The sequence below is a fragment of the Halobacillus massiliensis genome (assembly GCF_900166625.1).
GTDB classification, from domain to species: Bacteria; Bacillota; Bacilli; order Bacillales; family Halobacillaceae; genus Halobacillus_A; species Halobacillus_A massiliensis.
Genome location: NZ_LT800499.1, coordinates 1,877,397 through 1,896,666 on the forward strand (window position 1 = coordinate 1,877,397; position 19,270 = coordinate 1,896,666).

General features: G+C 41.4%; 25 protein-coding genes and 1 other annotated feature. Of the genes, 24 read left to right on the forward strand and 1 reads right to left on the reverse strand.

Features of this window, described 5'->3' with window-relative positions; all coding sequences use genetic code 11:
• Positions 1-35: 35 nt before the first annotated feature.
• The 21 genes from B7E06_RS09260 (at position 36) to yajC (ending at position 16,186) form a co-directional block, all read left to right on the forward strand.
• On the forward strand, positions 36-764 hold the full coding sequence (locus B7E06_RS09260) for a M23 family metallopeptidase (protein ID WP_082233705.1): 729 nt from the start codon (positions 36-38) through the stop codon (positions 762-764).
• Entirely contained in the window at positions 751-1,596 is an 846-nt protein-coding gene (locus tag B7E06_RS09265; protein ID WP_082233706.1) for a site-2 protease family protein, read from the forward strand. Before B7E06_RS09260 ends, B7E06_RS09265 begins: the two co-directional genes overlap by 14 nt.
• A 714-nt stretch (positions 1,597-2,310) precedes the next feature.
• Positions 2,311-2,383 (forward strand) — a sequence feature (ribosomal protein L21 leader region).
• A gap of 13 nt (positions 2,384-2,396) precedes the next feature.
• Positions 2,397-2,705 (forward strand): 50S ribosomal protein L21, encoded by a 309-nt coding sequence (rplU, locus tag B7E06_RS09270; protein ID WP_082233707.1) that lies wholly within the window; start codon positions 2,397-2,399, stop codon positions 2,703-2,705.
• Between the two features lie 6 nt (positions 2,706-2,711).
• Positions 2,712-3,041, forward strand: a complete 330-nt coding sequence (locus B7E06_RS09275) for a ribosomal-processing cysteine protease Prp (protein WP_082233708.1) — start codon at positions 2,712-2,714, stop codon at positions 3,039-3,041.
• Between the two features lie 13 nt (positions 3,042-3,054).
• Positions 3,055-3,345: a 50S ribosomal protein L27 gene (rpmA, locus tag B7E06_RS09280; RefSeq protein WP_082233709.1), complete on the forward strand. Its 291-nt coding sequence runs from the start codon at positions 3,055-3,057 to the stop codon at positions 3,343-3,345.
• Positions 3,346-3,513: 168 nt separating this feature from the next.
• Positions 3,514-4,032 (forward strand): Spo0B domain-containing protein, encoded by a 519-nt coding sequence (locus B7E06_RS09285; protein WP_245807711.1) that lies wholly within the window; start codon positions 3,514-3,516, stop codon positions 4,030-4,032.
• Positions 4,033-4,044: 12 nt separating this feature from the next.
• Positions 4,045-5,328, forward strand: a complete 1,284-nt coding sequence (gene obgE, locus B7E06_RS09290; RefSeq protein WP_082233711.1) for a GTPase ObgE — start codon at positions 4,045-4,047, stop codon at positions 5,326-5,328.
• 15 nt (positions 5,329-5,343) lie between these two features.
• A complete protein-coding gene (locus B7E06_RS09295) occupies positions 5,344-5,793 on the forward strand; it encodes an ACT domain-containing protein (RefSeq protein WP_082233712.1) in 450 nt (149 codons plus the stop codon).
• A 19-nt stretch (positions 5,794-5,812) separates the two neighbouring features.
• Positions 5,813-6,685 carry a prephenate dehydratase gene (gene pheA / locus B7E06_RS09300; protein WP_082233713.1) on the forward strand — a complete coding sequence of 291 codons (873 nt, stop codon included), beginning with the start codon at positions 5,813-5,815 and terminating at the stop codon, positions 6,683-6,685.
• A 152-nt stretch (positions 6,686-6,837) separates the two neighbouring features.
• The gene (safA, locus tag B7E06_RS22335) at positions 6,838-8,175 is read left to right on the forward strand and encodes a SafA/ExsA family spore coat assembly protein (protein WP_082235968.1); all 1,338 of its coding nucleotides are present in this window, start codon (positions 6,838-6,840) and stop codon (positions 8,173-8,175) included.
• Positions 8,162-9,127 (forward strand): aminoglycoside phosphotransferase family protein, encoded by a 966-nt coding sequence (locus B7E06_RS09310; RefSeq protein ID WP_245807712.1) that lies wholly within the window; start codon positions 8,162-8,164, stop codon positions 9,125-9,127. The genes safA and B7E06_RS09310 overlap by 14 nt, the downstream gene beginning before the upstream one ends.
• A 34-nt stretch (positions 9,128-9,161) precedes the next feature.
• Positions 9,162-9,899: an NAD(+) synthase gene (nadE, locus tag B7E06_RS09315; RefSeq protein ID WP_082233714.1), complete on the forward strand. Its 738-nt coding sequence runs from the start codon at positions 9,162-9,164 to the stop codon at positions 9,897-9,899.
• Positions 9,900-9,969: 70 nt separating this feature from the next.
• A complete protein-coding gene (locus tag B7E06_RS09320; protein WP_179134030.1) occupies positions 9,970-10,527 on the forward strand; it encodes a YhcN/YlaJ family sporulation lipoprotein in 558 nt (185 codons plus the stop codon).
• A gap of 80 nt (positions 10,528-10,607) precedes the next feature.
• Entirely contained in the window at positions 10,608-11,360 is a 753-nt protein-coding gene (locus B7E06_RS09325; protein WP_082233716.1) for a YebC/PmpR family DNA-binding transcriptional regulator, read from the forward strand.
• 70 nt (positions 11,361-11,430) lie between these two features.
• On the forward strand, positions 11,431-11,754 hold the full coding sequence (locus tag B7E06_RS09330) for a BofC N-terminal domain-containing protein (protein WP_082233717.1): 324 nt from the start codon (positions 11,431-11,433) through the stop codon (positions 11,752-11,754).
• Positions 11,755-11,866: 112 nt separating this feature from the next.
• On the forward strand, positions 11,867-12,478 hold the full coding sequence (ruvA, locus tag B7E06_RS09335) for a Holliday junction branch migration protein RuvA (protein WP_082233718.1): 612 nt from the start codon (positions 11,867-11,869) through the stop codon (positions 12,476-12,478).
• Positions 12,479-12,499: 21 nt separating this feature from the next.
• The gene (ruvB, locus tag B7E06_RS09340; RefSeq protein WP_082233719.1) at positions 12,500-13,501 is read left to right on the forward strand and encodes a Holliday junction branch migration DNA helicase RuvB; all 1,002 of its coding nucleotides are present in this window, start codon (positions 12,500-12,502) and stop codon (positions 13,499-13,501) included.
• Positions 13,498-13,698 carry a DUF2905 domain-containing protein gene (locus B7E06_RS09345; RefSeq protein ID WP_082233720.1) on the forward strand — a complete coding sequence of 67 codons (201 nt, stop codon included), beginning with the start codon at positions 13,498-13,500 and terminating at the stop codon, positions 13,696-13,698. Before ruvB ends, B7E06_RS09345 begins: the two co-directional genes overlap by 4 nt.
• 23 nt (positions 13,699-13,721) lie before the next feature.
• A complete protein-coding gene (queA, locus tag B7E06_RS09350) occupies positions 13,722-14,747 on the forward strand; it encodes a tRNA preQ1(34) S-adenosylmethionine ribosyltransferase-isomerase QueA (RefSeq protein WP_082233721.1) in 1,026 nt (341 codons plus the stop codon).
• A 24-nt stretch (positions 14,748-14,771) separates the two neighbouring features.
• On the forward strand, positions 14,772-15,908 hold the full coding sequence (gene tgt, locus B7E06_RS09355) for a tRNA guanosine(34) transglycosylase Tgt (RefSeq protein ID WP_082233722.1): 1,137 nt from the start codon (positions 14,772-14,774) through the stop codon (positions 15,906-15,908).
• A 14-nt stretch (positions 15,909-15,922) separates the two neighbouring features.
• The gene (gene yajC, locus B7E06_RS09360) at positions 15,923-16,186 is read left to right on the forward strand and encodes a preprotein translocase subunit YajC (protein WP_082233723.1); all 264 of its coding nucleotides are present in this window, start codon (positions 15,923-15,925) and stop codon (positions 16,184-16,186) included.
• Between the two features lie 111 nt (positions 16,187-16,297).
• On the opposite strand, the gene B7E06_RS09365 is transcribed toward yajC, so the two are convergent.
• A complete protein-coding gene (locus B7E06_RS09365) occupies positions 16,298-16,681 on the reverse strand; it encodes a TIGR04086 family membrane protein (RefSeq protein ID WP_082233724.1) in 384 nt (127 codons plus the stop codon).
• Positions 16,682-16,789: 108 nt separating this feature from the next.
• Between B7E06_RS09365 and B7E06_RS09370 the strand changes: the two genes are divergently transcribed.
• From B7E06_RS09370 to B7E06_RS09380, 3 genes are all read left to right on the forward strand, one after another.
• Positions 16,790-18,076: an ArsB/NhaD family transporter gene (locus tag B7E06_RS09370; protein WP_082233725.1), complete on the forward strand. Its 1,287-nt coding sequence runs from the start codon at positions 16,790-16,792 to the stop codon at positions 18,074-18,076.
• Positions 18,077-18,147: 71 nt separating this feature from the next.
• Entirely contained in the window at positions 18,148-18,798 is a 651-nt protein-coding gene (locus B7E06_RS09375; RefSeq protein ID WP_082233726.1) for a DUF421 domain-containing protein, read from the forward strand.
• Between the two features lie 150 nt (positions 18,799-18,948).
• On the forward strand, positions 18,949-19,254 hold the full coding sequence (locus B7E06_RS09380) for a post-transcriptional regulator (RefSeq protein WP_082233727.1): 306 nt from the start codon (positions 18,949-18,951) through the stop codon (positions 19,252-19,254).
• The last annotated feature ends 16 nt before the right edge of the window (positions 19,255-19,270 follow it).

The window sequence follows — 19,270 nt, forward strand, 5'->3', positions numbered from 1 at the left end:
GATTATTAAAAAAGGCATAAGAGAGAAGGGGTATTTTGAAAAGAAATATAGAGCACGTCAGAAGAAATATTGCCGCCCGAAAAAGGAGTAGACTCCCATCTCCTCCTAAAACAAAAGCCCCCCCGTCCTTTGAAACAAGAGAAGTTCATGATACTTTTCACCCGTTTAAAGAGTACAAGCCTGAGAGTAAAAAAAAGCCGGTCTGGCCTATTCAGGCAGTGGCTGCGGCTCTTCTGCTCACCGGAGTATTTTTTAGTGAAAAGTCGGATGCTTCATTTGCTGAACAGCCGCGCACGTGGGTATCAGATCAGTTGCAGGAAGAATTCCCTTTTGCAAAGGTTACAGCCTGGTATACCGATAAATTTGGGGACCCGCTTCAATTAGTAGATTCAAAAGACCCAGCGGGTACGCCTTTAGCGCTTCCTGTTAGCGGAACGGTAACTGAGCCGTTTGAAAACCATGGACAGGGGATTGTAGTAAGTGCAGAACAAGGGAACCAGGTAAAATCTGTAAAGCAGGGCACCGTAATCTTTGCTGGAAATAATAAGGATACAGAAAAGACTGTGATCATTCAGCATGTAGACGGAACTAATACTATTTATGGTTATTTATCCTCAATAGATGTTCATTTGTATGAGCATGTTGGCGCAAATCAGACGATAGGTACCCTTAATAATGAAAGTAAAGAAGTGTTTTTTGCCATTGAAAAAGACAAGCAGTTTATAGATCCCGTAGAAGTGATTAAAGTTGATGAAGGTTCTTAAAGTTCTTCCTTCTGTTCATATTCACCCGTTGTTTTTTCTTCTCGCTATATCAGCTTTTTTAACGGGGACGATCTACGAATTTATTATATTGTTCTCTATAGTCGCTTTGCATGAGTTTGGCCATTATTTTGCAGCCCGGCGCTTGAAGTGGAGAGTTTCCCATATTGAGTTCTGGTTATTAGGGGGCGCAGTTGTCAGTGAGGAGCATACAACTAAACCAATGAGAGAGCAGGTACAAGTGGTATTGGCTGGTCCATTTCAACACATATGGATATTTTTACTGCTTGAATTGTTAATAATACTTTTTGGTCCTCACCCTTTGATTACTACGGCCCACCATTATAACGGTCTTCTGCTGTTATTGAACATGCTTCCGGTTTGGCCGCTTGATGGAAGCAAACTATTATTTTATGCTTTAACCTCTTTTATGAGCTTTAAAAAAAGTCTGAAACTAGCCTTATGTCTTTCAATGGTAAGTTTGGCTGTTTGTACACTAACACTTTTGCTTAACGGTCGAATGACTTTGGCAGGGACTATGCTAGCGGGATTTCTAGTTCTTGAAAACGTGCTGGAATGGCGGCGTCAGATGTATGTTTTTATGAGATACCTCCTTCACTGTCTTGAGAGGGACGTTAGTGATATGAAAGTAAAATACTACTCTGTTTCTCCTCAAATGCCGATCATGGATGCCATTAAAATGACACGTGCTAATCGTCATAATATTTACGTGCTAAAAGGAACGAATGAACTGAAAATGCTCGATGAACAGGAATGCTTTCATATTTTTTTAAGAGAAAAACAGCCATACGCAAGGCTATATGAAGTTGTATGAAATTCTTCTACACTAGGGAAACAACTCGTTTTCCACGGGTGAATGGTGAGCTTCTTCAGGCTAAAGCCTTCCTGGATCTCACCCCGTTATTCCATAGGAGTCTCGTCGTTTCCCCTGCCCCTTTATGTTTTTTTGAGTAACGGAACATTGAGTAAGAGAAGACTATTTCCTTTAGAGCGGTTACTGAGCTATAGCGTTCCGTTTATACCATTAACGATAAAGTTGCTGGGAATTGGCGAGATTCCTGCAGGGAGAAGAGCCATGGTGAGATCCGCGAGTGCAACGAGCTAGCTCACCGGCTCCCCCGCGGAAAGCGAGTCATTTCCCAGCCGCTTTTCTCTTTCTACAGGAAACGGAACCATCTTTTTTCCTTTCTCTGAAAAAGGAAAGAAAGGGAAATGGCGAGACTCCTGCAGGGAGATAGAGCCAGTATGAGATCCGTAAGTGTAACGAGCTAGCTCACTGGCTCCCTGGAAAGCGAATCATTTCTCCAGCCGTGTTCCTCTTCTATAGTAAAGAGAACAGCCTACCTATAAAGACAGGGACCTTTTAAAGGTTCTTTTTTATTTTTTATTGCACCGTGGGTTATTTTCTAGTAAAATTTCTAACGGACTGATTAAACCCGTCCAAGCTTGAAGGGTATTTGACCAAATATGACTTGTGTTGACAATAGTTATGGGTCTGTGGTAACATTGTTTTGTTATTCAGTAGCACTTCATGCTACAACCGCGCAGAACAGGTTATAAAACCGTTAACCGGTACCTGAATGGCGAGTCTGAGTTTATTGAGGAGGTGCAGGTATGTACGCAATTATTGAAACTGGTGGTAAGCAATTTAAAGTTCAAGAAGGCCAAGAGATTTACGTAGAAAAAGTAAATGTTGAAGCTGGCGAAGTAGTTACTTTTGATAAAGTTCTTTTCGTAGGCGGAGATGACACTAAAGTTGGCGCTCCATTTGTTGACGGAGCTTCTGTAACGGCTAAAGTTGAAAAACAAGGTCGTCAAAAGAAGCTGACTGTTTTCAAATATAAGCCTAAAAAGAACTACAAGCGTAAGCAAGGTCACCGTCAGCCGTACACGAAACTTGTCATTGAGAGCATCAAGGCATAGTGACGGATGATTAAAGTATCCTTGTTTCGATCCAAAGGTGAACTTACAGGCTTTGAAATATCTGGACATGCTGAAAGCGGCCCCTACGGGCATGATTTAGTTTGTGCTGCCGTATCCGCTGTATCGTTCGGTACAGTTAATGCCATTATCAGCCTCTGTGATATTGAGCCGGAAATCACCCAAGGCGGGGAAGGCGGATATTTAAAGGTAATCCTCCCGGGTAAACTGAGTAAAGATATTCAATCTAAAGCCCAGCTTTTGCTCGAAGGAATGGAAGTTTCACTGCAGACGATTGAAAATGATTACGAAGACTATATAAGAATTAACAACTTGTAAGGAGGTGGAACACATGCTACGTCTAGATTTGCAATTTTTTGCCTCTAAAAAAGGTGTAAGTAGTACAAAAAACGGCCGTGACTCTGAGTCCAAACGTCTTGGAGCTAAGCGTGCCGATGGTCAAGCTGTAACTGGTGGATCTATCCTTTACCGTCAACGCGGTACTAAGGTTTACCCTGGTGAAAACGTTGGCCGTGGCGGAGATGACACACTATTCGCGAAAGTTGATGGTGTTGTTAAATTCGAACGTTACGGACGTAACCGTAAAAAAGTGAGCGTGTACCCTGTAGCTCAAGAAGCGTAAACGAATGATGGAATACGGAAAGCCGCGCTGTGCCCTGGCATAAGCGCGGCTTTCTTTTTTAATGCGATTAAGCTTATCGTTTAATAAATTGCAAAGAAAAAGATAACCCTAATTTTTAGTTTGGCATAAATTTTGCTATACTTTTCTTATTATGGTTTCGTAAAGGGTGTGGGGGATTTGGAAAACCAAGAGGTTATTCATTTATTAAGGCATAAGCGTCATGACTGGATGAATCAAATACAGCTGATCCAAGGCTACATTACTATGGGTAAAATGGATCGGTTAGAGCATCAGGTAAACCAGATTGTACAAGAGGCAGAAGAAGAAAGAAAATTGCTGAACAGTTCAGCATACGAATTTAGTTTATGGTTACTTTCCTTTAATTGGGAAAATGAGCAATACCGTCTCAAATATCTAGTGAATGCAGATGTTGATTTATCCCGTCATGACCATAAATTACTGGCTTATGCGAAACGAATGATGAACATCCTGGATGAACATAGCCACTCTGAAGAACTTTACGAAGGCACCCTCGAAATTCACCAGCCTGATGATTCAAAGTTTAAGTTAAGCTGGAATTGGAACGGTCTCTTCTTAGTGGAAGTAGAAGAAGCACTATCGGGCGAAGGGTTTCTTACCGCCCACGATCCAGGGTATGAACTCTCAATAGAGATGATGATTGAATAAGAGGTGAATGGAATGTTTGTAGATCAGGTCAAAGTATTTGTAAAAGGTGGAGACGGTGGGAATGGCCTTGTGGCCTACCGCCGTGAAAAGTATGTTCCGATGGGTGGACCTGCTGGCGGTGATGGTGGAAACGGTGGCGATATCGTCTTTGAAGTAGATGAAGGTCTTAATACATTGATGGACTTTCGCTATCAGCACCATTTTAAAGCAAAACGCGGGGAAAATGGGATGAATCAAAAGCAGCACGGCAAAAATGCTGAGCCTTTAGTTATAAGCGTTCCTCCTGGGACAACAGTGAAAGACGCTGAAACCGGCAGGGTCATTGCCGATTTAACGGAACATAAACAGCGAGCTGTTATTGCAAAAGGCGGACGGGGCGGACGCGGGAATGCACGTTTTGCTACCGCAAGAAACCGTGCACCTGAAATAGCGGAGAATGGAGAGCCTGGCGATGCTTTTGACGTTCAAGTTGAATTAAAGCTGCTCGCTGATGTAGGTCTTGTCGGTTTCCCGAGTGTAGGGAAATCCACATTTTTATCAACCGTAACTGCTGCCACTCCGAAGATTGCAGATTATCATTTTACGACATTGACGCCTAACCTTGGCGTTGTTGAAAGTCAGGACCATCGAAGTTTTGTAATGGCAGACCTTCCCGGATTGATTGAAGGAGCACATGAAGGTGTAGGATTAGGGCATCAGTTTCTTCGTCACGTCGAGCGTACCCGCCTGATCCTTCACGTTATTGATATGGCTGGTTTAGAAGGAAGAGATCCATATGATGATTACGTTACGATTAACAACGAGTTATCTTCTTATGATGTACGATTGAGTCAGCGGCCGCAAATTATTGTCGCTAACAAAATGGATATTCCGGAAGCCGAAGAGAAACTAAAAGCTTTTAAAGAAAAAATAGGCGGGGACGCGGAAATCTATCCGGTTTCAACAGTAACAAGAAGAGGTCTTGATGAACTTCTGTATGCCGTGGCAGATAAATTGGATGAAATACCGAAGAACCAGAACGAAGAGATTGAAGAAGTCGATGAGCGCGTAGTTTACAAGCATGAAAAAGAAGAAGCTCCATTCAAAGTTACAAGAGCCGATGATGGAGCCTATGTCTTGTACGGAGAAAAAATTGAATCCTTATTTAGAAAAACTGATTTCACACGTGACCAGTCCATCAATCGCTTTGCCCGCCAGATGAGAAGCATGGGTGTGGATGAAGAGCTTCGCAAAAGAGGAGCAAAAGACGGAGATACTGTTAGACTTCTCGATTATGAATTTGAATTTGTGGATTAATGAGGTGGCATAGAAATGGCGGATTATAATGAAAAGTTTTATTTGGTCCGTAGTGACATCCTGCCAGAAGCAATGAAAAAAACGATAGATGCAAAGGAAATGATTGAAAGAGGAAAGGCTGAATCTATTTTTGAAGCTGTCCAGGAAGTCGGACTCTCACGCAGTGCCTTCTATAAATATCGGGATGCAGTCTTTCCTTTTCAGGCTATGGTGAAAGAGCAAATGATCACATTGTTTTTTCATTTAGAGGATCGAACCGGTACGCTTTCTAATCTGCTCATAGCGGTGGCAAATTCCGGATGTAATATTTTAACGATACACCAGACCATTCCTCTACAGGGGAAAGCAAATGTTACTCTGTCCTTAAATACGACAGGTATGGTATATTCAATAGAACAGTTACTTCAGAAGCTTCATAAACTGGACTTTGTGGATCGAGTAGAGATTTTAAGTTCAGGGGCTTAAAAGACAAGGAGTTTTGATTATGCAGCGTATAGGATATTTAGGACCTAAAGGAACATTCACCAAAATGGCAGTCGATGCCTTCTTTAGCGAAGGATCATTCATCAGTTATGAAAGTATACCGGCCTGCCTTGATGCGGTAGAGCGTGGTGAGATTGATACAGGTGTAGTGCCGCTCGAGAATGCAATTGAAGGGTCCGTTCATTTAACGATAGATTATTTGACGCATCAAGTCGATCAGTCGATTATCGCCGAATTGACGGTACCTATCCGGCAGCACTTGCTCGTTCACCCGGATTATAACGGAGAAGAGTTCACCCATATTTATTCACATAGTCACGCGATAGCTCAGTGTCATCAATTTTTATACAAGAACTATCCTAAAGCAGAGCTGGCGTACACAGCTTCTACAGGAAGAGCAGCTGAAATTGTCATTGAAAAAGGTGTCCAAGTGGCTGCGATCGGGAACCACCTGGCTGCAGAACAAAACGGTCTGAAAATTAAAACAGCCAACATTCATGATTATGACAATAACCATACCCGTTTTGCTGTGGTACAGAAAACTCCTAAGAAACTGAGCATTAGAGACCTGCCGGATCCTTCTCAAAAAACGACGGTAATGGTTACACTGCCCAAAGATTATGTCGGAGCGCTTCATCAAGTATTGGCTGCATTTGCCTGGAGAAAGATGAACTTATCCAAGATTGAGTCAAGACCTCTAAAAACAGGGCTTGGAAACTACTTCTTCTTAATTGATGTAGAGCAGGAATACGATGATGTTTTGTTTCCTGGAGTAAAAGCAGAATTAGAAGCTTTAGGATGTACAATGAAACTTCTGGGCACTTATCCTAGTTATCAAATGAATATATCATCTCCTATTTTTCACCAAAGCTGAGTCTAGTTAGACTCAGTTTTTTTTATATTCTTTGACTCCTTTCTATAAAACATTGGACATTTTCATCATTCTTTGTCTTACAGGAGCATAGAGTGTTAGGAAACGACTGTGCTCTCATAATTTTTATTTATCACAGGAAAGGAGTTGCAACTGTGAGAATTCACATTGTACAAAAAGGTGATACGCTTTGGAAAATTTCGAAAAAATATGGGGTGGATTTCGAAGAATTAAAAGCAGTGAACTCTCAGTTATCGAATCCTGATATGATTATGCCTGGAATGAAAATTAAAGTACCTCAAGGCAAAAAACAAGTGAAAAAAGAAGCCCCTAAAGAGATGCCGAAGGAAATGCCTAAGAAAGAAATGCCAAAAAAAGAAATGCAGGTAAAAGAAAAACCAGCAAAAGAAATGCCAAAACAAGAAGCTCCAGCACCTAAGAAAACGCCTCAGAAAAAGCCGGCGCCTGCACCTAAGAAAACGGCTCCGAAAAAGGCAGCTCCGGCTCCGAAAAAAGTGGTTCCGAAAAAGCCGGCACCAGCACCTAAACAGCAAGAGCCTAAGGCAATGCCTAAACCGCTTCCTAAGATAAAAGAAGATGAAAAGAAGCCTCAGGCTAAACCAATTATGGAAAAGCCAATGATGCCTATGAAAATGAATATGCCTATCCAAATGCCGATTGAAGATCATAATAATAATTTTTATACAACTTTTCATCTTCCGCAAATGCCTGCGCCCAACCAGACAATGCCTGCTCAGGAACAACAAAAGCCGGAACCTAAATATAAAATCCCTGATTATAAAATGAAGGCGAAGCAGAACGAAGAAAGCCCTGCATCTAATCAGGGAATGAACCAGCCAATGATGCATCAACCAATGAACCAGCCAATGATGCATCAACCAATGAACCAGCCAATGATGCATCAACCAATGAACCAGCCGATGAACCAGCCAATGATGCATCAGCCAATGAATCAGCCAATGAACCAACCAATGAACCAACCAATGAATGAGTCAATGAACCAACCGATGATGAACTTGCCAATGAATCAGCCGAATGCAAACCATCCTATGTATATGCCGATGCATCATCAGCCATATTGTCCGCCGCTCCTGCCGCAAGCCTATCATTATTGGGATGCGTCATGGTGTCCACCACATCATATGCCAATGGGGATGCACCCGCACATGAATTATCCAATGGCAAACCAGCCGGCTCCAATGGGCTTTGAAGGAGACGATTCAGTCTCTGGAAATTATATGGGAGTTAACCCACATGACTGCGGATGTGGCGGCTCAGGAAATCCAATGCAGGGAATGGAATATGGGCACCATTACCCCCACCATATGATGGCTCCTCAAATGTCCGGATGGTATCCTCAACCCATGATGGGGGGAGATGGTCAGATGAGAGGCTACTTTGGTGAGCCACCTCAATATTTTGAACAGCCAGATTATAATGACTGGCAGGATGACGAAGATGATGAAGTATAAAACGAAAGAAGGCGATTCTTACACGGATCGCCTTTTTAATTGGCTGGATACCAATAAAGATTTGAGCATTACTAAGTATATTGAAATAAAACCTAAGATTTATAAAATTTTAGCAGGCGGAGAGTCCTATTTGTTAAAGGGGTACCGACGACCTGCTATTTTAAAACAGCAGCTGAAATTTTTCAGGCATTGGAGAGAGGGATTCCGTTTAGCAGCTAATCCGGTTTATTTTCCGAGCGGGGAAAAATCAGTCAGCAGCTTAGGGTGCGAGTGGGGCCTTTTTAAATGGATCCACGGAAGACATGCAGATTTTAGCAACCAAAATGACAGAATGAAGGCCTATCACTGTCTGAGGCAATTTCATCGTTCCTCATCGGGAGTGGAAGTAGAATCGATACCTAGAGATCCTCTTTATATAAAATGGCAGAGAAGGCTTGATCAATTTAGTGCTACAAAGCCCATTTTTCAAGATACAAAAAAGTTGAAGCTGTTTGAGGAAATGACAGGAATGACAAACTATTTTCTAGAGAGCTTCTCTAACTATCATTGGGGGCATATTGAGGAAGAGGCCTGGACGTCCAGACAGTGGCTTCACGGGGATGTAGCTCATCATAATTTCATGATCGACAGAAACAATAGGGCGGTGCTTATTGATTTTGATCTTCTGCACCGGGGCCCGGTATTGTACGATGAGATTCAGCTTGCCCACCGATTTCTTCCCCACCTGGAGAATAACCGTACTCGCTTTTTTGTAACTTTTCGTCACATAGGAAAGCAAAAAATATGGCTTCATGGTGTGTTAATCCCTGCAGATCTGCTTAGGGAATGGCTATATGTATATAATAAGGAGCGTTATAATTTAAATGAACTGTCGGTACATTTGGAAAAGCTTGAAACAGCCTGGGAGAGACGTAAGAAATTTGTCCGTTATACAGAATTCATGCTAAGATAATGAATATCTTAAGTGTGAAAGGATGAACAATCGAGTGGAACAAAAAGTTGAAGCAATTACAAAATGGCTCCGAGAACAGGTAGAGCAGGCTAATGTCAAAGGTCTGCTGGTTGGAATAAGCGGAGGTATTGATTCAGCCGTCGTGGCGCACCTCATAAGAAGAGCCTGCCCAGAACAGTCACTAGGAGTCATCATGCCATGTAAAAGTAACCCTGCCGACCAGGTGCATGCAGAGAAAGTCATTCAGTCCTGTGGCATTTCCTCCTTAACCATCGATTTGACGGACACACATAACCTCATGTTTGAGAACATCGTGGAACAATTAAAGCAATCAGGTTCATTAAATCCCCAACAAAAGCAGATTGCGGACGCTAATTTAAGAGCGCGTTTAAGAATGAGTACTCTTTATACCGTGGCAACTAATCATCAATATCTTGTGACAGGGACGGACAATGCAGCTGAATGGTTTACGGGATATTTTACAAAATTCGGTGATGGCGGAGTGGATATTGTTCCATTAGTCAATCTTACAAAAGGTGAAGTCAGGGAGATGGCTGAGTATCTCGGTGTGCCTGATGAGATTATTAATAAACAGCCTAGTGCAGGGTTATGGGAAGGGCAAACGGATGAAAATGAAATGGGAACAAGCTACGCTATGATTGACAGCTACTTAAAAGGCGAAAGCATCCCGGAAAAAGATAAAGAAATTATTGAGCGTATGCACAAGCGAACGGAACATAAGCGCAATATAGCACCAGGGCCGCCGAAATAAGAACTGGCTTATATTAACAGAGTAAAACATTCTTCTTTGCCTCATAGTAATGGAAAAGGAGAATGTTTTTATGTGGAAAATTTATGGAATTTTTGCTGTAGCTGTTCTTTCGATGACAGCGTGTGCTGGAAATGATCATGTTAAAGAAAATAACGTTCAGGAAGAGCTTTATCAGCCAATGGAGTATACAGAGGATAAAGGTGAGAAGAAAGGAACGCAAATACCCACTGGCGAAGACCAGTACTTCAAGCGTTCTTATCAGGAAGAGATGAAGGAAAACAAATATTCAGAAACGACAAGGTCCCATGATAATCCTTTTAATAACGAGGATGCAATGATAATTACTGAGAAAGTAAATGAGTTAAAGGAAGTAACATTAACCCAAACTTTTACGAATGGTGAAAAAGCGTATATTGCTGTTAAAGTAAATCCTGCCGACCGCAGGGATAAGGACATTGAAGAGAAAATTATCAAAAAAGCAGAAACGGTGACAGATCTGCCTATTGTCGTGTACACAAACTTAAATGCGTGGAATCAGAAGAAAGAAGAGGCCAACAGACAGAAAGCAGCCGAGGCTCCTGAAAAGATAAAACAAAAAGTTTCTGACTTTTTTAGTGGAAATAAGTAAACGCAGTCCCGTTATCAATGAATGGCTTTTGTGATATATTGGTATAGGAAAATGATTCGCTCCAAGGGAGGAGAAAACCTATGGCAGGCCATTCAAAATGGAATAACATAAAGCGTAGAAAAGGTGCTCAAGATGCTATAAAGGGCAAGATCTTCATGAAACATGCGAGAGCCATATTTATGGCAGCTCGTGAGGGTGGTGGAGATCCTGAAATGAACTCCAATCTTCGACTTGCAGTAGATAAAGCAAAAGCAGATAATATGCCGAATGACAATATAGATCGAGCGATAAAAAAAGCGACCGGAGATTTAGACGGCGTAAACTATGAAGAGATCACTTATGAAGGCTATGGTCCTGGCGGTGTGGCAGTTATGGTGAAAGTGCTGACCGATAATAAAAATCGGACAGCGGCAGAAGTTCGACACGCTTTTAATAAGAATGATGGAAATTTAGGGGAAAACGGCTGTGTTTCTTTTATGTTTAACCGTAAAGGCTACCTTGTCATCGATCGTCAAAATAGTGATATTGATGAAGAAGAGCTGCTGTTAGAAGTAATTGAAGCGGGCGGTGAGGAACTCGAAACGAGCGAGAATCAGTTTGAGATCTTTACTGCTCCAGAAGACTTTGTAAATGTAAAAACAGATATGAACAAGAGCGGCTATGTATTCCAAGTGGAAGAGGTCACTATGATTCCTGAAACTTATACACCATTGGCTGAAGAGGGTGTAGAAAAAATAATTAGGCTCATAGATACTCTTGAAGATAATGATGATGTCCAAGAGGTTTACCATAACCTTGATGCAGATGAGGAAGTTCTGGAAAAGCTCTCCTAATATTTTCTTATAAAAGCTGTTGCTTCTGAACATACTAGAAGTGACAGCTTTTTAATTAGGAGGATGTAAAATGCAAAGTTGGTTAGTAATCTCGCTCTTATTTATCAGTTCTTTCACATTCACTACTAACGATCCTGTCAGAGAAGTGAGCGATCACAGCATGGCAGCTTTAGCAACTAAAGAAGAAAAAGCGGTCCCTGCTTTTGTATTGAGAGAACCGCTGGAGCTTAAAGTGATACTAAATACTTATGAAAATGATGATTTAGTAAACACAAAAGAAAAAACTGAAACAATATGGGCCATGGAAGATTTTTGGGCGAGGTATGATGGCTGGGTTGTTGAAGACCAGCGAATAGGACAAATAACTTTTAAAAAAGAGTTGAAAATTACTTGAGCGAAAAACACCTTAATTCATTTTAAGGTGTTTTTTCACTTATGCGAACATGTGCTTGTGTGTTACAATAAAGATTACTATATTAACGAAGAATTTGAGGGATAGGCGAAAAATGATTGCTTACATTAAAGGAAAAGTATCAGCTGTCGAGGAGGCAGGCATTGAACTTGAGACACAGGGGATCGGCTATGAAGTTCTATGTCCCAACCCTTATCAGTTTCAACTACATAAAGAAGTTAAAGTTCACACTTATCACTATATAAGAGAAGACCAGCAGTCTTTGTATGGTTTTAAAAAAAAGGAAGATAAACTGCTTTTTGCCAAGCTGTTGAACGTTTCAGGAATAGGGCCTAAAGGCGCACTGGCCATTTTGGGTAGTGTCAGTGTCCCTGAATTCGTATCTGCGATCGAACAGGAAGATGATAAATATTTGACTCGTTTTCCAGGGGTCGGCAAGAAAACAGCCCGTCAAATGATTCTCGACCTTAAAGGAAAACTTGTGATTTGGCTTCCGGATGAAGAAAATGAAGAAACCCTTTTCTATCAGGATGATCTGACTTCAGGAGAGAAACGTCAGCGTATAGAGGAAGCTCTGGAAGCTTTAAAAGCGTTAGGTTATTCAGACAAAGAATTAAACAAAGTACAGCCTGAACTGTTGAAAGCAAAAGAAGCCAACGTAGATGATTATGTACGTCAGGGTTTGCAGCTGCTTCTTAAATCCTAAAAAGAAAGGAGAAGATCTGTCTTGGAAGAACGTATGATATCTGGCGAACAGCAGGGTGCTGAAGAGGAAATTGAACTGAGTCTCCGTCCGGAAACATTAAGTCAGTATATTGGACAGGATAAAGCAAAAGAGAATTTAAGCATTTTTATACAGGCTGCCAAGATGAGAGAAGAACCGCTTGATCATTCACTTCTTTATGGACCGCCGGGACTCGGGAAGACGACGCTTGCTTCCATTATTGCTAACGAAATGGGCGTCCAATTCAGGACGACCTCTGGTCCGGCGATCGAACGGGCTGGTGATTTAGCAGCTATTTTGTCTTCTCTTGAGCCTGGAGATGTCCTGTTTATAGATGAAATTCACCGCCTTCCTCGTTCTGTTGAGGAAATATTGTATCCTGCGATGGAAGACTTCTGTCTCGATATTGTAGTTGGTTCAGGACCGAGCGCGCGTTCAGTAAGGCTGGACCTCCCGCCTTTTACTTTAGTCGGTGCTACTACAAGAGCTGGGCTGCTGTCTGCACCTTTAAGAGACCGGTTTGGTGTCCATTGCCGTCTCGATTATTACGATACAGCAGCCTTGCGATCGATTGTAGAACGAACAGCGGATATTTTCCATATTGGTATAGACTATGAAGCAGCAATAGAAGTCGCACGGCGGTCACGAGGCACTCCGAGAATTGCCAATCGTCTTTTAAAGAGGGTGAGGGATATCGTGCAGGTGCGCGGTGAAGATACGATTACAATTCCTACTACTCAAACGGCTTTACGAATGCTGCAGGTCGATGATGAAGGACTCGATCATATTGATCATAAACTTCTTGTCGCCATTATTGATCAGTTCCGCGGCGGACCTGTAGGGCTTGATACGCTTGCGGCTACAGTTGGAGAAGAATCACAGACAATAGAAGATGTCTATGAACCTTTTTTGCTGCAGCGGGGCTTTATCCAGCGGACCCCAAGAGGCAGAGTGGCGACACCTAAAGCTTATGAACACTTCAATAGGGAGGTGCCTGGCTCTTGACGGGCATGGGTAAAATCTTTATTGTAATAGGGGTTGTATTTATAGTTATCGGTCTTATTTGGAACCTATTCGGCCGTCTGCCTGGAGACTTCACATTTAAAAAGGGCTCGGTAACTGTTTATTTCCCAATTATGACCTCCATTATTGCAAGTATTGTTTTAACATTGATCTTTTACCTCATTGGAAGAATGAGGTAATTAGAATGGGAGTTTAGCATCTTATGGATATAAAGCAGTATGATTTTGAATTACCTGAAGAATTAATTGCTCAGGTCCCGCTGCAGGACCGGTCGTCTTCAAAATTAATGGTTCTTGATCGTAAGGAGCAGACGATTGATCATAGAGAATTTAAGGAAATAACTCAATACTTAAAAAAAGGGGATTGTCTCGTTTTAAATGATACGAGAGTATTGCCGGCCAGGCTTTACGGCGCTAAAGCAGAAACCGGAGGGAAAGTGGAAGTGCTCTTACTGCATCAAGGTTCTAATGATGAATGGGAAGTCCTAATTAAGCCTGCCAAAAAAGTAAAAGCAGGGACAATCATTTCCTTTGGTGATGGCCAGCTGACCGCTGAATGTACAGAGGTCCTTGAACACGGCGGCCGAAAAGTACGGTTTTCCTATGATGGGATTTTTCTTGAAGTTCTAGAAAAACTAGGTGAAATGCCTCTGCCGCCATATATTAAAGAACAGCTTTCCGATAAGGAACGTTATCAGACGGTTTATGCGAAAGAGGAAGGTTCTGCAGCTGCCCCGACAGCGGGCCTTCACTTTACCAAACAGTTACTGAAAGAGATTGAAAGCGCCGGAGTAGAAATTGCTTATTTAACCTTGCATGTTGGTCTTGGAACTTTCCGTCCGGTGAGTGTTGATAACATCGAAGAACATGAAATGCATGCGGAATTTTATCAGCTCAGTGAAGAAACAGCTTCGCAGCTGACCCGTGTTCGTGAAAATGGCGGACGTATCATTTCTGTGGGGACGACTACAACACGTACCCTTGAAACAGTGATGAGAGACTACGGAAAGTTTCAGGCAGCGAGCGGCTGGACGGATATATTTATTTATCCACCTCATAAGTTAAAAGCGATTGATGGGCTGATTACGAATTTTCATCTGCCGCAGTCAACGCTTATTATGCTGGTGAGTGCTTTTGCTACAAGGGATTTTATATTAGATGCTTATCGAGTTGCTGTAGAGAAGCAATATCGGTTTTTCAGCTTTGGCGATGCGATGTTTATTCGCTAGGCTTATGAAGAAAGGAAAGTAGACATGGCCATAACTTATGAATTAATCAAAACATGTAAGCAGACAGGTGCTCGTCTTGGCCGGGTGCATACGCCGCACGGTTCTTTTGAGACACCTATGTTTATGCCGGTAGGGACTTTGGCGACAGTTAAAACAATGAGTCCCGAAGAACTTGAAGAAATGGGTGCTAAAATTATCCTTTCGAATACGTACCATCTATGGCTGCGTCCTGGAGAGGATGTCGTGGAAGAAGCAGGAGGCCTGCATAATTTCATGAATTGGAATGGTTCTATTCTCACAGATTCCGGCGGGTTTCAAGTGTTTAGTTTAAGTGATCTGCGTCAAATTGAAGAAGAAGGCGTACACTTTAGAAACCATATAAGTGGAGAAAAATTATTTCTTTCTCCTGAAAAAGCGATGCATATTCAAAACTCTTTGGGCGCGGACATTATGATGGCCTTCGATGAATGCCCGCCTTACCCTGCAGAGCATGATTATATGAAGAAGTCGGTAGAAAGAACAAGCCGCTGGGCAGAAAGATGTCTTGAAGCTCACAATCATCCACACGATCAAGGTTTATTTGGCATTATTCAAGGTGGTGAATATGAAGAACTTCGCCGCCAGAGTGCAGCAGACTTAACGTCGATGGATTTTCCGGGTTATGCTATAGGAGGTCTTTCGGTTGGAGAACCAAAAGATGTTATGAACCGGGTGCTTGATTTTACCACACCTCTGCTTCCGGAACAGAAACCGCGTTATCTAATGGGTGTAGGGTCACCGGATTCTCTAATTGATGGTTCCATTCGTGGAGTTGATATGTTTGACTGTGTCCTGCCTACAAGAATTGCAAGAAATGGGACGTGTATGACTTCTCAAGGACGACTTGTAGTCCGAAATGCAAAATTCAGGAAGGATTTCCGCCCGCTTGATGAGGAATGTAACTGCCATACTTGCCGTAATTACAGCAGGGCATATATCCGTCATCTGGTAAAGTCAAATGAAACGTTTGGGTTAAGACTTACTACTTATCATAACCTTTATTTTCTGTTAAAATTAATGAGGCAAGTGCGTGAAGCCATTAGAGAAGATCGACTCGGTGACTTTAGAGAAGAATTCTTTGAGAAATATGGTTTCAATAAACCAAATGCAAAGAACTTTTAGAAAGGGGGATATGAATGGAAACATTAGTAGGTTTACTGCCGATAATCCTTATGTTTGTTATTTTCTATTTCCTGCTTATTCGTCCACAGCAGAAAAAACAGAAAGCTGTACAGCAAATGCAGACGGAATTGCAAAAAGGGGATAGAATCGTTACGATTGGAGGCCTTCACGGAACAATCCACGCGATTGATGAAGGTACATTAGTTGTCACAGTTTCAGATGGAACTCATCTGAAATTTGATCGCTCTTCTGTACGCGAGAAACTAAATCAAGACTAAATAGAAAGTACTGTTACATACAGCTCTTTCTTAAAGCATGGCCTGCAGAATGATATTCTGCAGGTTTTTCTTTATGAAAAGGAAAAAATCCCGAATACATTTCGGGATTTTTTAATGCTTTACCTTCCTTTTAGGGAGATTTATGCCGATCATTCCTCCAAGAGCCGCAGCTAAAAGCAATCCTCCAAAATAGCTTAACTGAGCTACAGATACCCACCGGTTCTCAAAGACAACCTGGAATAATACAATCATTACTACAAACGAGAGTCCTGTCGTCAAGCCGGTAAGCCAGCCTTTTTTCTCACCTTTGTGAGCCGCCATTAATCCTCCAATCAGCAAAGTACTCAATCCCGCTAATAAGGCTAATTGATTTAGAGAATCCGTATTCATAGTAGTAAACCTGAGCAGTCCGGAAAGAACAGTGGAAAATAAAATCATTAAAATTAAAATCGTTCCTATCCCATAGCCAAAGACCCCTTGCAACCACTTTTTCATCTTCCAACCTCCTTAATTAGCTTGTCTTAATTACTATATGCATGCATATAAATGAGTTAGAAGCAGAATTATGAGCAATGGAATATTAGATGAAAAAGGGGCAGATATATGACAACAGTTTTGTCGATTCTTATTTTTATTATCAGCTACCTTCTCCTGATGGTAGAGAAATGGAACCGCGCGCTCATTGCTCTTACAGGAGGAGTCCTGCTTCTAGTGTGTAAAGTGTATGAGTGGGAAGATGCATTTGAATTTATCGATTGGGAAACAATCTCCCTTCTTTTTTCGATGATGATTCTCGTATCGATAACGAAAAAAACAGGGGTTTTCAGCTATTCTGCGATCCGGCTTGCCCAGCTTGTAAAGGGCAGACCTATTCCTTTATTAATTGTTTCTGGTTTATTTACTGCTATAGGCTCAGCTTTCTTAGCGAACGTAACTATCGTTTTAATATTCGTACCCATTCTTTTATCTCTGGTAAAAGAGCTAAAGCTTCCTGCATTTCCATATTTGCTTACTACCATATTTGCCTCGAATATCGGAGGAGCTGCTACACTGATAGGCGATCCCCCAAATCTTATGATTGGCCAGGCTGTTAATCATTTTACTTTTTTGTCCTTTATTAACCACTTGGGATTGGTGACGGTGATCGTTTTATGTGCAACTTTATGGATTACGATCATTATTTTTAAGAAACAGCTTATCTGTGATGAGGAAAGAGCTCAGAAGATACTCGAAATGGATGCCGGAGCATATCTTGTTAGAAGCTCTCTTCTCTATAGATCTGTTAGTGTAATGCTGCTTACGATTGCCGGTTTTATGCTGCATTCTTTTATCCATATGGACTTGACGACAATTGCCGTTTGCGGAGCGCTGCTGTTAATGTTTCTGACAGATAAGGAAATTGAAGTAGAGAAGATTTTTCATGAAGTCGAATGGGTGACATTGTTTTTCTTTATCGGGTTATTTATGCTCGTCGGTGGATTGGAAACAGTCGGTGTCATAGATGAATTTGCGAGAGGAATTATATGGGTTTCAGGAGGGGATCTTCCTATAACAGCCATGATCATGTTATGGACGTCCGGCATACTTTCAGGAATCGTTGATAATATCCCATTTGTAGCCGCAATGATTCCGGTCGTGCAGGAGCTGCAAGGTTATGGAATGATGAACGTTGATCCTATCTGGTGGTCACTGGCCCTCGGGGCATGTCTGGGTGGAAATGGGACATTGATTGGTGCTTCTTCCAATGTAGTGGTCGCTGGGTTGGCTGCCAGTTACAGGGAACCGATTCCGTTTTTTAAATATGCGATGTACGGTATACCAGTTCTCTTGTTATCTCTAGTAATCAGTACAGTTTACATTATTATTAGATATCTGCTTCCATTTTTTTAAGAGAGTAATGTCATAAAATAATAAATATAGGTCATCTTAAGATATAGAGTTTATGAAGGGTTTGATGACCTATGGTAATTGGTGAGTTAGTATTTCGGACGTTAATAACCTACTTACTGATCCTGTTGATTTTCCGAGTGATGGGAAAGCGGGAAATCGGGGAGTTAAGTGTGATGGATCTCGTCGTTTTTATCATGCTTGCAGAAATTGCAGTATTTCTAATTGAAAAGCCGGGCTCTTCGATATGGAATGCGATTGTACCTATGGCTGTATTGCTGCTTGTCCAGTGGGGATCGGCTTATTTTTCACTGAAAAGCAAAAGATTTAGAGAATGGTTTGATGGAAAACCGACGATTATTATAAAAAACGGAAAAATCGATGAACGCGAAATGAGAAAACAGCGTTATAATTTTTCAGATTTGCTAATTCAATTAAGAGAAAAAGGCTATCAGCATATAGATGACATTGACTATGCTATTCTTGAACCTTCCGGCAAGCTTTCGGTTTTTGAAAAAGATGATAACAACGGCTCTAACTATGCTGTTGTATTAATTGCAGATGGGAAAATACAGTATACCGGGCTTAAATCCATTCAGAAAAATAAAGACTGGCTAATGAATGAAATAAAGAAACAAGGATTTCGTTCTTTTTCGGAAGTTTCGCTTTGTACGTTGAACACAGAGGGTGAATTAGCCATCGACCGGAATAATGAAGAAGAATAATCAGGGAGAAATCCAGCGGCAGCTGGATTTTTTTGTGGGGAGAGACCCGGGTTTTTGGAATGTTCCTTCTCAAAGGTATGAAATTCATATACAATAAAAACGTGCTGATAATATCGTATATTTTATTATACATAAAAAGGAGAACTAGACATGGAGGAGCAAATGCCAGTCAGCCTGTGGAAAGACACCGTACAGCCGGTTTTAGAAAGTAAAGCTGAAGAGTTTAAACATCTTGGATACAGTAATACTGATAAGGAAGCCATATGGAAATGCATGATGAAAAAGGTTTGGAAAAATAATCCTAATAAACGTATACATGAGGTCGTCCAAGATATTTTTCACTTAAGTACTAATCAGTATATCAGTTTCATTACAGTAGAAGCTTATCAAAACGATGATCTGATGGCGTCCATCCATGCAGTAAATACTCATTCAGATAAAAAAGCTAAGTCTTGATTCTTCATAAGATAGT